Source organism: Mycobacterium sp. NPDC050853 (assembly GCF_040653875.1).
Classification (GTDB): domain Bacteria; phylum Actinomycetota; class Actinomycetes; order Mycobacteriales; family Mycobacteriaceae; genus Mycobacterium.
Genome location: NZ_JBFAGW010000004.1, coordinates 405,832 through 419,005 on the forward strand (window position 1 = coordinate 405,832; position 13,174 = coordinate 419,005).

Consider the following 13,174-nt stretch of genomic DNA (forward strand, 5'->3'; position numbering starts at 1 on the left):
GCGTGCAGCAGCCCTCGGATGCAAGCTAACTCGCCGGGGCCTCGGCTACTGCGAGTTCCTGCTTCCAGACACGGAAGGTCTCCTCGGTACGGCCGCGCCGCCAGTATCCGGAGATGGACGACGCCCATTTCGGGCCCACCCCGCGCTCCTTACGGATGTATGGACGCAGGTTATGCATGACGGTCTGCGCCTCGCCGTGGATGAAGACCTGTACCTGCCCGGGCAACCATTCGGCGGCGCGTACCGCCGCGATCAGCGGGGCGTTGTCCCCCGCCTGGCCCTCGCCGACCTCATCGGCGTCGCCGCCGCGGTGTACCCAGACAACGTCGACATCGCCGCGGGTGTCGAACTGGATCTCGTCCTGCGGACCGGCCACCTCGATGAACACCTTGGCGCGGACATTCTCCGCGAGTGCCTGTAGCGCCACGCTGATGGCCGGGATCGCCGACTCGTCCCCGGCGAACAGATGCCAGTCGGCGGCGGGATCGGGCGAATACCCACCGTTGGGGTCGGTGGCGTACAACCTGTCTCCGGGCTTGGCCCGGCCTGCCCACGGGCCTGCCACTCCGGTATCGCCGTGCACCACGAAGTCGATGGCGATCTCCCGACGATCGGCATCGACGGAGCGGATGGTGTAGGTGCGCACCGTGGCCTGCATCTCGCGCGCCTGGTCGATATCACGCGGCCCCGGCCCTTCGTGGCCGTCCGGAAGGAATATCAGCTTGGCGTAGCTGTCGGTGAACGAACTGGCCTCGAATCCGTCAAATCCGGTACCGCCGAGCACCACCCGGGTGATATGCGGGGTCACCTGCTCGGTCCGAACTACCCGAAACTCATGTAAAGGGCGCGTCATATCGCCTCCTGCGTCGAATCCCCTATGTCAATTGCCTTGACTATACGTAGGAATGTCCGCCGCCGGGTGCCTCCGTCACGGCAGCATGCCTCTGACGATCAGCTCGGCCGCGGCTTCGGCGTGGGCATGAACTTGCTCCGGAGCGAACACGCCATCGCCGAATACAGTGCGTGCCAGCGCTTCGCTGCTGAACAAGGCAGCGGTGCCTGAGGTGATGAGAAAAAAACTGGTCTGCAGCGGCACATCACGCAGCTCCCCCGCCTTGACCGCCTCCTCGTAGACCGGGCCGAGCCGTTCCTGCATGGGTATGACGTAGGCCTTACAGATGTGCTGCAGCCTGTCGCTGTCCTGGCCCGCCTCGATGTCCATGATGCGGATCAATTCGGGGTGTTCGGCGGCGAAGATCACAAACATCTTGATGAATCGTTTGATCCGTTCGGCGGAACTTAAGCTCTCGTCGTCGTCGGCCAGGACCTTGTCGATGATCGCCTGGAACCCCCAGTCGACGGCGGCATACCAGAGCTGCTCCTTGGAGGAGAACCGTTGATGTAGGAGGTTGTGGCTCACGCCAAGCTCACGATTGAGCGTGCGCATCGACATGCCCTGATAGCCGTGGGTGGCGAATGCGTGCAGCGCCGCGGTGAAGATCGCGTCAGTCGACACTCCTTCGCCGCCCTTGCGCGGTCTGCCACGAGGGCGCCGCATGAGCTCACCGGTATCAGTCACAAAATCCATCATCCCCTTCGCTCGTCGGCAACGTGGTCATCGTGTCCACACACTGGTCATGATCTTTATCGGGTTCGCCGAATACGGCCGTTACACCCGGGCATACTGACGCGATGGATACCTGGTTGTGGATCTGTGCCGGCGTGCTGGCGGTCGCGCACCTGGGAGCGGGCGTGTTCAAGCTGGTCACGCCGTACGAGAAGATCGCCGGGAACCCGAACCTTGCCTGGGCCACCGATTTCTCACCCAATGTGGTGAAGGCAATCGGTGGATTGGAGGTGCTCGGCGCCATCGGCGTGGTGGCCCCGCACGCGACCGGCATCGCCCCGGTTCTGAGCCCGCTGGCCGCCGCCGGGCTCGCGGTGTTGCAGGCCGGCGCCTTTGGTGTCCACGCCCGCCGCGACGAATGGAAACTCGCCCCGGTCAACGTGATCCTGATCGCGCTTGCGGTGTTGGTCGCGTTCGGCTGGTACGCGTGACTGAATCCAGCCAGCGCTAGGGTGCGCCAACAAGATTGGCCTCCTTGCGGAACTGTTCACTGATATGGGCCGCGAAAGCGACCGTTTCCGGTGTGACGGCCTTTCCTCTCCACACGAGGGCGAGGCGCCCGCGCATCACCTGATCGGACAGGTCAATCTGCCGGAGCCCGTCCAGGCGGTCGCGGGGAAGCTCCGGCGCGACGGCGATGCCGAGACCCCGGGTAACGAGATGGCTCATCATGTCGACTGAGCTCGTTTCAAAGGCGATACGTGGCGCGAATCCTGTTGCCAGGCAAGCCTGGTCAAGAATCGCCCGAACACCGGACCCTTGCGGGTGACTGATGAGTGGGCGATTCTGCAGTTCCGCGAGGGTGATTGATGCGCGTCCCGCCAGGGGGTCGTCGCGATGGACTATCGCCACGATGTTCTGTTGGGCGACAAGCTGCTCGCAGAGTTGAGGAGGCGGTGGCGCGGCCCGTCCGACTACCGCCATGTCGAGGTGCCGTTCGAGCACTGCGGCGGTGAGCTGATCCGAGCTCGCTTCGGTGAGGGTTATCGACACCGCAGGGTGCGCCTCATGGAAGGCAGCCAAGGCGTCCGCGAGCAGAGGTAGCGGGTGAGCGACCGTTCCTATCGCCAAACGCCCGCACAGTATTCCCGCCATGGCATCGGCGGTGGTCCGTATCTCACCAACGGTCTGAAGTGCCATTTCAGCAAGCGGGACCAGCGCCTTCCCAAACTCGGTCAGCTTAAGCGCTCTGCTCGAACGGTCGAACAGCTCGTGGCCGAGCTCCCGTTCCAGCCGACGAACCTGTGCGCTTACCCAAGGTTGAGCGACATGGAGAGCTTCAGCTGCACGAGTGAAACTCGCGTGATCGGCCACCACGAGGAAGTACTCAAGCTGCCTCAGTTCCATACAAATCACCTATACCCGACAAACCTGATGAGAGTTGATGAAGGCATCCCTGCCGAGGGAACCCTCAGTAGTTGATGGGCCAGAAAGACCCGAATTTCGCTATTCCCAGAGCAATAAAGAGGATCGATATCAGTGTCGCCGTCACAAGGTCGTTCATGTGCTCGAAGAGGAATGGTCCGTCACTCTTCCGTGCCTCATAGATCTGAAATCCAGGTTCCATCACATATTCCTTTCAGCGGAGCTCACATCTGTTTCTAGAGATTTACCGACTCTGGGCCCCTGGCACAGGGCCTCCGCACTACTACGCAGCGCGCCGTTCACCCGAGAATGGTCTTCCTGTCGGAGTAGAAGAATGTAACCAGAGTCGTTGCGCCACAGATCAATCCGGCAGTGAGGATCACCTTGGACCCGTTGTAGGCCGAAGCTATGACCCCACCGCTGGCAGCACCTAGAGCGAAAGACATGTACAGCAGCGCATACCCCAGCCAGTCATAGACAGAACCTTTCCCAAAAAGGTGCCTCTCGATTCCCTGCCCAAGCTTGACGACCGTCCCCGTTACGTAGCTCAACGGAATCGCGACTTCGCCCTTCTTGACAAAAGAGGTATTCAAGGCGCCAATTGAGAAGGCCAGCAAGAGGATCGGCGTGAAATGCACGTCAACGTTCGCGTTGAAGCCACGGTCTTGAAGAAAGTCGACTGCGGCAGCCGCAAGAAGCCCGAATGTCGTGAGCACAGTGGCTCCGTGCGGGTGATTCTTCCAAAATTTGCGCCTGCAAAACGAGGCCACCATTACCCCGAAGAGAAAGGCCGCGATCATCGAAATCGCGGCGACAGGGCCGGCGCCCGCGACTTGTTGCCTATCGGTGACCCTGAACCAGGTCAGAACCGAACGCTCTGTGTTTCCGGTCATGAACGTGACGAAATATCCCGCGCTATGTAAGAAGGCCACGGCGCCAACCATCCCGGCAAGCCCGGCAAGCAACCAAGAAAGCCGAGCCTCGGAGCCAAGTGCGGCGTCACGGGTCACTACCGCCTCGGCAGGCTTCGGAGTGACCGCTTTCTCCAACACCGCAGTCTGCATACCGCTCTTCTGCTTCATGGCAGCCGGCTCAGGACTCATCGATATCGCCGACGTGGCCGTGCAGCACCACATTCCCGTCGGCAAGCTTGTAGGTCAGATACACGATGGCCAACTTCTTGGCACGGACCGCATCAGCCACCACCTGGGAACGCTGCAACAACTTGACCCCCGTCTCCTGCACATGACGCGCCTCGAACTCGTCCACTCGCGATAACCCGTCCTTACGGCCGCCCAAGATCGACGGGATCACCCGCACCACCAAATCCCGGATGTACCCACCGGGCACGTCGCCGGTCTCCAGCGCCGCCAACGTCGCCGCCACCGCACCACACGAGTCATGCCCCAAAATCGCCATCAACGGCACCCCCAATACCGCCACCGAATACTCAATCGAACCCAACACCGCCGAGTCGATCACCTGACCTGCCGTGCGCACGATGAACATGTCACCCAGGCCCTGATCGAAAATGATCTCCGCAGCGACCCGACTGTCCGAACACCCGAACAACAACACATCAGGACTCTGTCCATTCGCGAGCTCCGCACGCCGGGCCACACTCTGGCTCGGGTGCAGCGGAAGCCCACCCACAAAACGCTGGTTACCCTCTTTGAGTGCCTTCCAGGCGGACTTCGGATCAGATGCCATATTTCCTTCATACCCTACCTGGGTATTGTATGCCTGTGAGGCTCGACACACCCCAGTGCGGAGCGGCGCTACCCTGCGCCCCATTGAAATACAAACTGCTGAAAGCGAACTCCCCGACTACCAGGCCGCTTCGACCGCACTATCAGGCCACATGTCACTCCTCGGCGTGCGCCGCAGACATTGAAAGCAACCGACTCCAATATGCCTGGAAACCATGGATGCTGCAACGCCTATTCGCGATCAGTTGGCAAACACCCACTGCCATAACACACCCGGACACCCCACGGCCTCGCCGTGCTACCGGCACATTCTCTCCCCCAAAAATACAGCGGTGGAATGCATTTCACCTGGTCGGCGACAAAACAGCTGCGCGCGAATCCGGCATGTCTGGCCGCCGCCGGGAAGAGCTCAAGCTGTCCCACTCCAGAGCAAATCGTTCTGGTTACCAGGATATCGCTGCCGTTACCGCCCACGCATTGCCAGCCAACGACGTCGGAACACACAGCATTGAAGTATCCGGCCAGGAGTTGCTCAGCTTTGAACAGAGAGTCTCGATAGTGGGAGATGTCACCGGGCGCGAATTGAACTATGTACCAATAGGCCTCGACGAATGGCGCAGGAAGCGCTGCATACGATGCCCCCCGAACCATTGCCGAATCTCAGATCGATCGCGTTCGGCTGGCACGGGTGATCTTCCAGGCACCGTCTGCGTCAATCACCAACTGCTCAAGTTCCAGAATCGCCAGCGCGCCCTGGACCCTTCGACTGGTCAGCCCGGATTCAATGACCAACTGCTGCAACGAGGCACTACCCCGGCCAGGCAGCGCTTCGTAGACCCGCTTTTCATCCTCGCCGAGTGCGTCTAGTGCGCAGGCGGGTCGTCCCGATTCCTGCGCGAATTCCCCCAACCGACCCGCCAGTTCAACCACATCCTGGGCGGAGACGACCAATTGTGCACCGCGTTCCGCGATTTCGATATGGGTACCGGCCGATGCGGTGGAGGTGACGGGCCCTGGCACCGCACCAACCGGCCGTCCAAGCGCCCGCGCCCAGGCCGCCGTGTTCGCCGCCCCGCTGCGTACACCTGCCTCGACGACAACGGTCGCACCGGACAGCGCCGCCACCAACCGATTTCGAGTGAGGAAGCGGTATCGAGCCGGCCGAACTCCCGGCGGATACTCACTGACCACCAGCCCGTGCCGGGCGATGCGATACAACAAAGCCGAGTGGCCGGCGGGATACGGCACGTCCACACCACCGGCCAGCACCGCGACCGTCATGCCGTCACTGCCCAGGGCCGCGCGATGCGCCGCACCATCGATCCCGAACGCGGCGCCGGAGACCACTGCAACTCCGCGGGCCACCAATCCGGCAGCCAGCTCGGCCGCCACATGCTCGCCGTATCCGGTGCAGGCGCGCGTACCGACCAGCGCTGCTGCGCGCGCCGAGACCTCCGGCAGGGATTGCTCACCGATCACCCAGAGTGTAAGCGGCTCTTGTGCATTCGGCATCCGTTTCGTATCCGCCAGTGCGAAACCCTGGAACTGCCACGCCGGCCATTCCGCGTCATTCGGCGTCACCAGCCGCCCACCGAGTCGGGCCAGAATCTCCAGATCCTCGCGACCGCGGTCGATATCGTGCCGGGCCTGCACGATGCCCCGCAGCCGATCCGGCACATCCAACCGGCGGACCCGCTCGGCCGTCTCGTGCGCACCGAACACCGACACCATCGCCGCCAGCTCGGCACACGGCGCCTCGGTAACCCGTGACAGGTACGCCCAGTCGGCCAGATCGCCGCTCATCGCTTGTCGCGGAACGTCAATGCGAGCTTGACATCTTCAACACCCGGTACATCTCGTCCGCCGAGATCTGACAGAGTCCACGCGACACGTAGACGTACCAAATAGCTGATGTCAACCTTCGACCGAAAATCGAAACCCCTTGAAAGGAAACATATATGACCACCGACAAAGAGACGGCCCCCGAGACCCCGGTGTTGGAGCACCGGGCGGGGGCCGTCAGCGGAAGCAAGAGCAAGCTAGCTGCAAGTTCCACATCGAAGGTACCCGGTGATGGGGCGCGATGGAACCCATGGGAAGCGCTGGTCACGGATCACTCGGATGTGCAGTGCAGTTTCGATTATCGGCTGCCACCGCGTGTGCTGGGACTGAGCAGGCCATCGCAGATCTGGGTATGCAAGACGCTGACACAATTCGAGCGTGAAGCGACGTTGGCCCACGAGCTAATCCATGTTGAGCGGGGCATCTTCGGGTTGCGCGATCCCGACGAACGGGCCGCCGAAGAATGCGAAGTGGAGGCGATCACCGCCCGCCGACTGATCCCCCTGCGGGAGCTCATCGGCGTGGTACTCAAGTATCCCAATTCAAGTCTTGACGATTGGGCGCAGCAGCTCCGCGTCGATGTCTGGCTTGTGCGAGTGAGGATATTGACTCTCACTGACACCGAAACTATTGCGCTGGAGCAGGTAAAAGGTGGGCCGTTACCAGCGCTAAACCTGTTGGGGCAGTACCCATTTCAGATGAGAGATCGCCGGTAAATCGTCAATCACAGTAGCACCCCCTCCGCAAGAGAGCATCGGTGGGGGTGCGTGCTCTGCACCGTACCGCGACACTGCCTGTCGACGCACCCACGCGCGCTTATCCGGCGTCGGCGAATTCCGGTTGCTCGCGCAGATTCCAACCGGGAGCGGCGTCGTTGTGATCGTAGTAGTGCAGAAACAGTCTGATAGCTTCTGTCGGCGCCAGAACCTCCGACGGGCGTACTGGGTATGCGCTATCGCCGTTGTAGACCACTTCAGTTTCGGATTCGTCTGCTGCGGAAGGTCTTCCGATGGTGTAATGGCGCCGCACGCCGTCAGCCTCCAGCCGTTTGATCTCAACCGTGAGCCTGCCATCCCTGCCGCAGGCTTGGATTCGCTCAGGCGAGTATGGGAACTCGTCATATCGAACCTCGGGCGCAACCGGGTAGATCGAGTAGTACGTGTATCCCTTTGTGCCTAAACGGTTTATGCCTGCGGCAAGCTGACCGGGTATCTCTTCCGTGAAGTCACTGGTACGCATCTTGGCCAGGTTTGACTCTGCGATGTGCGTTGGCTTGTCGATCCTCATTCGCCCGGAACCTCCACAACCCTCACCGAGGTGATCTTCACTGTTTCTACGATGCCCTGTTCATTAGTGATCGTCACATAGGCCGGATTCTCGTACGACACAGCGTCATCAAATACCCTCTGCTGGCCGTCCCTGGAGGCGCCGCCCGATTTCACCTCGACGCCTTCGTACGTGCCGTCTGGCTTCCGCGCATGTCCGTCGTAGTAGCGGCCATGGTCAACGCCGTCCACTCTTGACTTTTTCGTCTCTGTGTTCACCGAACGCCCGGTCTCGTCTTTGTACTTGGCGATGCCTTCCGCCTCTGGCTGGCGACCGTACCCACGGCTAGTACCTCCACGTCCGGTGAAGGTCCCAGCGGAATCGCGGTCGTCGCCACGATTGATACCTTCGCCAGGGCGGCCAGTCCTGGCCTCCATGACGACGACACCCTTGGTCATCGCCTCTGTGGTGAGATCCAATGCCGGCGGTACGGCAATCGCTGCACCGCCAGCCATCAGGAGGCCACCGGCAGCCGCTACGGGCAATGCAACCGGGGAGGCCGCCCCACCGCTAAGCAGTTCTGCAGCGCCGCCGACACCGAGCATGTCGTAGCCGACGCCAAACATTGCCGCCCCTGCAGCCATCTGAATCGTTTGGCCGGGGTTGTCGAGCATGGCTTGCCCGAATGATGCTGCGGCGTTCACCACGGGCGCTACGGTGTCGTAGATCTCGTTGCCGAAATGCTCGATCTGCATCTGTACCAACGACTTCAACGTGTTGATTACCATCTGGGCCGCCGCGATGATCGGCTCCAGCATCATCGCCAGTGAGGCAACCTCGGACTTGAATTGGTTGACGATCGTGCGGATGTCTTCCGCGATCTTCTTGATCTCGTCGTCTTCTTCGCCGGTCATCCAGTCCCACACCTGCTTGACCCCGGTGAGCGGATTTACCAAGCGGGACAACAGATCTAGGATCGACGCGTGGGTGGCGTCGATTTTGCCGGCATAGTCATTGAGCTTGCCGCCGATGGTGCCGCACATCCCGCCGACCTCGCCGACCGCACCATCGATCGTCTTGAAGGCACTGTCAATCTTGGGGCCTTCGGGAATCTGTTGTGCCTGCGCGGTGGCCTGCGCCCCTGCCAATCCGGCTTGCTGACCGGAAAACGCCGTGCCAACAGCAGACCATGCGTTAGCAGCGGCGCGCAGTTTCGCGGAATCGCCGTTGGGCCAGATCATTCCGATGAATGGCTCCACTAGGAACCAGCCCGGAGGGTCGCCGACATCGTTGCCTACCGCAGTAGGCGGTGTACCCGTCTTCACCGTGCGTGTGGGTGACGCTGCCGGAAGCGGTGTGCCGCCCTTGCCATCGACGTTTGATGCGACCTCGGCGCGTGAGTAGTTGGTGGCCGAGGCGCGGATGCCGTCAGCGGCTCGCCCCGCACCGTTGGACACATCGACCATCGCCTCAAGCAGTTCCTTGGCTGATGAGTCATACGAGCGGGAGAACACGACGCCAGCCGGATCATCGCCACCCATGCCGGAGGTGCCCGACAGCGCCGATTGCAGCGTGGAGACGGCCGAGCTCCAGCCATCAACTGATGTCGAAACGGTCCTACCCGCCCCATCAAGGGCCACCGGGTCGACGTAGATCGGGGGAGCCATCCGCTATGCCCAGTTCTGCTGGTTCTTGGCGGCGGCACCGGAGTAGTTGCCGTGTGCGACGTGGCCCGCGTTGGCCAGCCCCTTGAGTGCTTCGCGCATCTGCTGGGCACCCTCGGCCCACTTCTCATGGGCTTGTGCCTGCGCGGTGGCAGCTTCGCCGGTGAAGGTGGCGTGCAGGTTGCGCACCTCGCCGTCCATCGCCGCGATCGATGCTTCGGCGCGCTGCTCGACCTCGGCCATGCGCTCGATAATCCGCATCAACTCGTCGGTGTTGACCCCAAACTCTCCCGACACCCGTCGTCTCCCTACAGATCCGTGGCGGCCGCATCTACGTTGGCCGCAGTTGTTGATTCCTGATTCACGAATGCCTGCTCGGTGCTCGCCAGCAACGAGGACATCTGAGTCAGCCCCTGGTGCACCAGCTTGGCGCCTTCGTACCACTGAAACCAACGTTCGGTGAAGGCGCTCGCTGACCCACCGGACCAGCCGGAGCCCATGAATTTCGACACCTCGGCATCGAGCGCATCGAGCTCAGCTGCCAGACCGCCGCCGGTCGCTGCAATCAACCGCGATACGCGGTGCAATTCTCCTGGGGAGACACCAAGGATTCCGCCGCCTGTTGAGCCGGTCATCGACACCCCCTTAGCTAACTAACAAGCCGAACCCTACACCGCACATAATTGGACTGCGACCGGTCTCGGGCTACCCAACCAGCTTTATGGCTTTCACCTCAGAAACGGATAGGCACGAAACGTCTCGCCTCGCTGCATACCGCTCTAGGCTTATCCGACGGCGGGTATATCGGAGGGGAACCATGCGAGGCGAGAACCATTACGTCCCGATACTCAAAGGTCGGCTAGGCGAGTTCAGTGCACTCAGCCACATGCAAAGCGAGGGAACACCTCGATACACACCTCTCATCGAGTTCGTGCCAACTGGTGACGAACTAGACGACAACGGCGATCCGCGCCTGGAGGCGGTGAAGACCACCGTCACCAAGACGCGTGACCGCCTCCTAAAGAACTGGGTGGACAACTCGGACATGATCGTGGATGTCCACGGACTCCCCCCTATCCCTGGCTACTTCCCCGTTGTCGAACTTGTCGAGTGGTTTTTCACGAACCACGCTGAAGCCCAAGTGATTCCAACATGTCGACCCACGGACGCCAACGATCCCCTGCTAGTTGACCTGCTTAGGAACGCGCTGAGTGAGTTCTCCGACCGCAAGGTATGCATCCGGCTCGCAGACGAGGATCTCGACGAGCGAGACGAACCGATCGCCATAACACTCGACCGACTCCTAACTGGTCTGCAAGCTGATCCGAAAGACGTTGACCTAGTTGTCGATTTCGGTGCGATCAACGAGTCTTCAGTATCGTTTGCATCCCGCGTCGCACGCCTCATCATTGCCGATCTCCCCGACCTTGACGCCTGGAAATCGGTGACCCTGGCCGCAGGTGGATTCCCCACAGATCTGCAGGACGTAAAGCCGTTGACCATCACAGAGCTACAGCGCTGGGAACTCGTCATGTGGCGCGAATTGAGAGACAGATTCACCGGCAGACGACGCGTGCCCTCGTTTGGAGACTATGGTGTCGCCTACCCCCGACAACTCTTCTCTGGCGTTGCCTTCGCGCCGGCGCCACAAATCAGATACACGGCGCCTGAAGCATGGCTGATCCTGAAGGGGCGAAGGAACGATCGCCGCGGATTCGCACAATTCCTAGACATCTGTCGAAAGATCACCGAGCATGCCGCCTTCACGCCCGGTCTATCTTGGGGCGATCGGCAAATCGCCGAAAAAGCACTGTTCGCGGATCAAGACCCACCTCCCGCGGAGGCTAGGCCGGGGAACCCGACGACGTGGCGCGCGATCGGGACAAGTCACCATATGGCCTACGTCATCGACAGACTCACCACGCAGGGCGAGCCTTGAGCTGCAACCGCACACTGAGCTGCAACTCACCAAGCGGCCATTCAGCGAGACGATCCCATAAGTTCCAACGGGTTTCGCGGCGCTTCACGTGCTCGCCACGCGCCACGAGCAGCGATGCAGCTTCGTCGCGCCACAGGAGCTGCGCTATAGCCAATGAGTCGCACTCGCGATTCTTCCGAGGCTTCCGATGCCGCTTGAGTACCACAGCGCCGTCGATACATCTGGTCTCAACAATCCCCCAAGTCCGAGGTACCGCATCGCGGATCTTCCCGACATACTTCGGGCCGCAAACAATCGTGCTGAAATCCAACACCCTGTTGTACAACTCAACCTGCCCAGGAAGACGCACCAATGTGTCCCTGTCGCTCTTGATCTCGTATCCGTGCAATGAACCGTTGATAACTGCAACGTCAACTCGCGTGGCACCCAAGCAAAGGCCCATCTCGTTGACGATCTTGTCGCCGCAGAACTCGCCGCGAAGTTCGTCCAGCAATGCGGCGCGAATATCGACGTCACGCATACCCGGACTATACGACACCTATAGCTCCGTTCCTACTAGGCATGCGGCACTCAAATGAGTTGGGAATGGGCAACAACAGCGACTGCCATATACGGTGCCGCCACCGCTACCTACGCTGCGGTGGTCTCTACGTTCGGCCGCCTAGACGTGAGGTGGCAACGTGCCGAAAAGCAGCTCCCCGCGATCAAGCCTGCGCTAATAGCATTACGCGATGCTGTTGCAGAAGCACAGCAGAAGACGCGGACTCTTGGTTCCCTTCGCGAAACCGCTCTCCGCGCGCACCTCGACAAGCTCCAGGATGAACGTAATAGTCTGTCTGACAAGAGCTTAGTCCGCGCCATCGTCGAGGTCGAGCACGCATACTCGGCATTACTTGCCCTTGATTCAGAGTCGTCTGAGCACAAGAAAGCCGAGAAACTTGCGGAAGCCACCACGGCTTTAGGGAGTGCCCTCACTCGCGTAGCGCTGATTGTGCGCAAAGCCCCGTAGCCCTCACAGTTCACGCAACACATCGTCCACTCCAAGCACTAGGTAGTCCCCAGGGGCGCCTGCATGTCGGTCTGGATGATCGTCAGGCAGGTCCGACCGATGTAGCGAGACCTCCAGGCCCGCCGCCAACGCATCGACCGGCTTAGAGCATTCAGCAGCTAAGGCATCGGCCACTGAGCTGTATCCCGACTCTTGGAACATCTCTACGAGCCAGTCTCGGAATTCGCTGGCGTCTGCCAGCAGGTGCGCCCGCACACCACGGGTGCCGCCGCGGCTGATGAACCTAGCCATCGACGGCCACCGGCGGGTGCCACCGCGTCATCGCGGCCTTCTGGTGCTTGGCAGACTTCGGCCGTGCTGCGCCTTTAGGAGGCTCGTTCGGATCTGGGGCCAAGCCGGCCACCAGTCGCGTGATCATCGCTTCGGTCTGGCGCACCTCGGCGGCCACCTCGGTGACGCGCCGGGTCGACACAGGCGACTTGGCCACCTCGGCGTCGAACAAGCGCTGCAGCTCGGACGCGCGATCGGCCGCCTGCTCAATCTGCGCGAGCGTGATGAGCTCGGCCTCGGTCCACTCCGCGCCCTGCGCAAGCGATGCATTCAGCGTCTTTACGAGCCGTTTTCCGTGCGTTATCCGTGTAGTTCTGGGCGGCATCGGACGTATTCCAATCGATCGTTGATCGGCGGAATGCCTTCACAAGAAGGCAATCCGCGGGGATATCAGGGTCTGGGGTTGGGGCGATGCATGCACTG

Annotated in this window: 16 protein-coding genes; 3 read left to right on the top strand and 13 right to left on the bottom strand. The window is 61.3% G+C overall.

Features of this window, described 5'->3' with window-relative positions:
* Positions 1-25 precede the first annotated feature (25 nt).
* Both AB0H22_RS16605 and AB0H22_RS16610 read right to left on the bottom strand, forming a co-directional pair.
* A complete protein-coding gene (locus AB0H22_RS16605; protein ID WP_358147321.1) occupies positions 26-853 on the bottom strand; it encodes a siderophore-interacting protein in 828 nt (275 codons plus the stop codon).
* Positions 854-928: 75 nt separating this feature from the next.
* Positions 929-1,516: a TetR/AcrR family transcriptional regulator gene (locus AB0H22_RS16610; protein ID WP_180749634.1), complete on the bottom strand. Its 588-nt coding sequence runs from the start codon at positions 1,514-1,516 to the stop codon at positions 929-931.
* Positions 1,517-1,692: 176 nt separating this feature from the next.
* On the opposite strand from AB0H22_RS16610, the gene AB0H22_RS16615 reads away from it, so the two are divergent.
* The gene (locus AB0H22_RS16615; protein WP_358147323.1) at positions 1,693-2,058 is read left to right on the top strand and encodes a DoxX family protein; all 366 of its coding nucleotides are present in this window, start codon (positions 1,693-1,695) and stop codon (positions 2,056-2,058) included.
* 16 nt (positions 2,059-2,074) lie between these two features.
* Here AB0H22_RS16615 and AB0H22_RS16620 read toward each other — a convergent pair whose 3' ends face one another.
* The 4 genes from AB0H22_RS16620 to dprA form a co-directional block, all read right to left on the bottom strand.
* Positions 2,075-2,974, bottom strand: a complete 900-nt coding sequence (locus tag AB0H22_RS16620; protein ID WP_358147325.1) for a LysR family transcriptional regulator — start codon at positions 2,972-2,974, stop codon at positions 2,075-2,077.
* A 317-nt stretch (positions 2,975-3,291) separates the two neighbouring features.
* Positions 3,292-4,056 carry a YoaK family protein gene (locus AB0H22_RS16625; protein WP_255485672.1) on the bottom strand — a complete coding sequence of 255 codons (765 nt, stop codon included), beginning with the start codon at positions 4,054-4,056 and terminating at the stop codon, positions 3,292-3,294.
* 28 nt (positions 4,057-4,084) lie between these two features.
* Positions 4,085-4,702 (bottom strand): carbonic anhydrase, encoded by a 618-nt coding sequence (locus AB0H22_RS16630; protein WP_358147327.1) that lies wholly within the window; start codon positions 4,700-4,702, stop codon positions 4,085-4,087.
* Positions 4,703-5,361: 659 nt separating this feature from the next.
* Entirely contained in the window at positions 5,362-6,504 is a 1,143-nt protein-coding gene (gene dprA, locus AB0H22_RS16635) for a DNA-processing protein DprA (RefSeq protein WP_358147329.1), read from the bottom strand.
* A 155-nt stretch (positions 6,505-6,659) separates the two neighbouring features.
* Here dprA and AB0H22_RS16640 point away from each other — a divergent pair, with 155 nt between their 5' ends.
* Positions 6,660-7,259, top strand: coding sequence for a hypothetical protein (locus AB0H22_RS16640; protein WP_358147331.1), 600 nt, complete (start codon positions 6,660-6,662; stop codon positions 7,257-7,259).
* Between the two features lie 100 nt (positions 7,260-7,359).
* Here AB0H22_RS16640 and AB0H22_RS16645 read toward each other — a convergent pair whose 3' ends face one another.
* The 4 genes from AB0H22_RS16645 to AB0H22_RS16660 are packed head-to-tail and all read right to left on the bottom strand — an operon-like array spanning position 7,360 to position 10,108.
* On the bottom strand, positions 7,360-7,830 hold the full coding sequence (locus tag AB0H22_RS16645; RefSeq protein ID WP_358147333.1) for a hypothetical protein: 471 nt from the start codon (positions 7,828-7,830) through the stop codon (positions 7,360-7,362).
* Entirely contained in the window at positions 7,827-9,476 is a 1,650-nt protein-coding gene (locus tag AB0H22_RS16650) for an NAD(+)--arginine ADP-ribosyltransferase (RefSeq protein WP_358147335.1), read from the bottom strand. The genes AB0H22_RS16645 and AB0H22_RS16650 overlap by 4 nt, the downstream gene beginning before the upstream one ends.
* A gap of 3 nt (positions 9,477-9,479) precedes the next feature.
* The gene (locus AB0H22_RS16655) at positions 9,480-9,770 is read right to left on the bottom strand and encodes a WXG100 family type VII secretion target (protein ID WP_358147337.1); all 291 of its coding nucleotides are present in this window, start codon (positions 9,768-9,770) and stop codon (positions 9,480-9,482) included.
* Positions 9,771-9,781: 11 nt separating this feature from the next.
* Positions 9,782-10,108 (bottom strand): WXG100 family type VII secretion target, encoded by a 327-nt coding sequence (locus tag AB0H22_RS16660; RefSeq protein ID WP_358147339.1) that lies wholly within the window; start codon positions 10,106-10,108, stop codon positions 9,782-9,784.
* A 182-nt stretch (positions 10,109-10,290) separates the two neighbouring features.
* Here AB0H22_RS16660 and AB0H22_RS16665 point away from each other — a divergent pair, with 182 nt between their 5' ends.
* Entirely contained in the window at positions 10,291-11,412 is a 1,122-nt protein-coding gene (locus AB0H22_RS16665) for a beta family protein (RefSeq protein WP_358147341.1), read from the top strand.
* On the opposite strand, the gene AB0H22_RS16670 is transcribed toward AB0H22_RS16665, so the two are convergent.
* From AB0H22_RS16670 to AB0H22_RS16680, 3 genes are all read right to left on the bottom strand, one after another.
* The gene (locus AB0H22_RS16670; protein WP_358147343.1) at positions 11,390-11,932 is read right to left on the bottom strand and encodes a sce7726 family protein; all 543 of its coding nucleotides are present in this window, start codon (positions 11,930-11,932) and stop codon (positions 11,390-11,392) included. The genes AB0H22_RS16665 and AB0H22_RS16670 overlap by 23 nt on opposite strands.
* Positions 11,933-12,424: 492 nt before the next feature.
* Complete coding sequence (locus AB0H22_RS16675) at positions 12,425-12,712, bottom strand: hypothetical protein (RefSeq protein ID WP_358147345.1); 288 nt, start codon at positions 12,710-12,712, stop codon at positions 12,425-12,427.
* Positions 12,705-13,076, bottom strand: coding sequence for a hypothetical protein (locus tag AB0H22_RS16680; protein ID WP_358147347.1), 372 nt, complete (start codon positions 13,074-13,076; stop codon positions 12,705-12,707). The genes AB0H22_RS16675 and AB0H22_RS16680 overlap by 8 nt, the downstream gene beginning before the upstream one ends.
* Between the last annotated feature and the right edge of the window lie 98 nt (positions 13,077-13,174).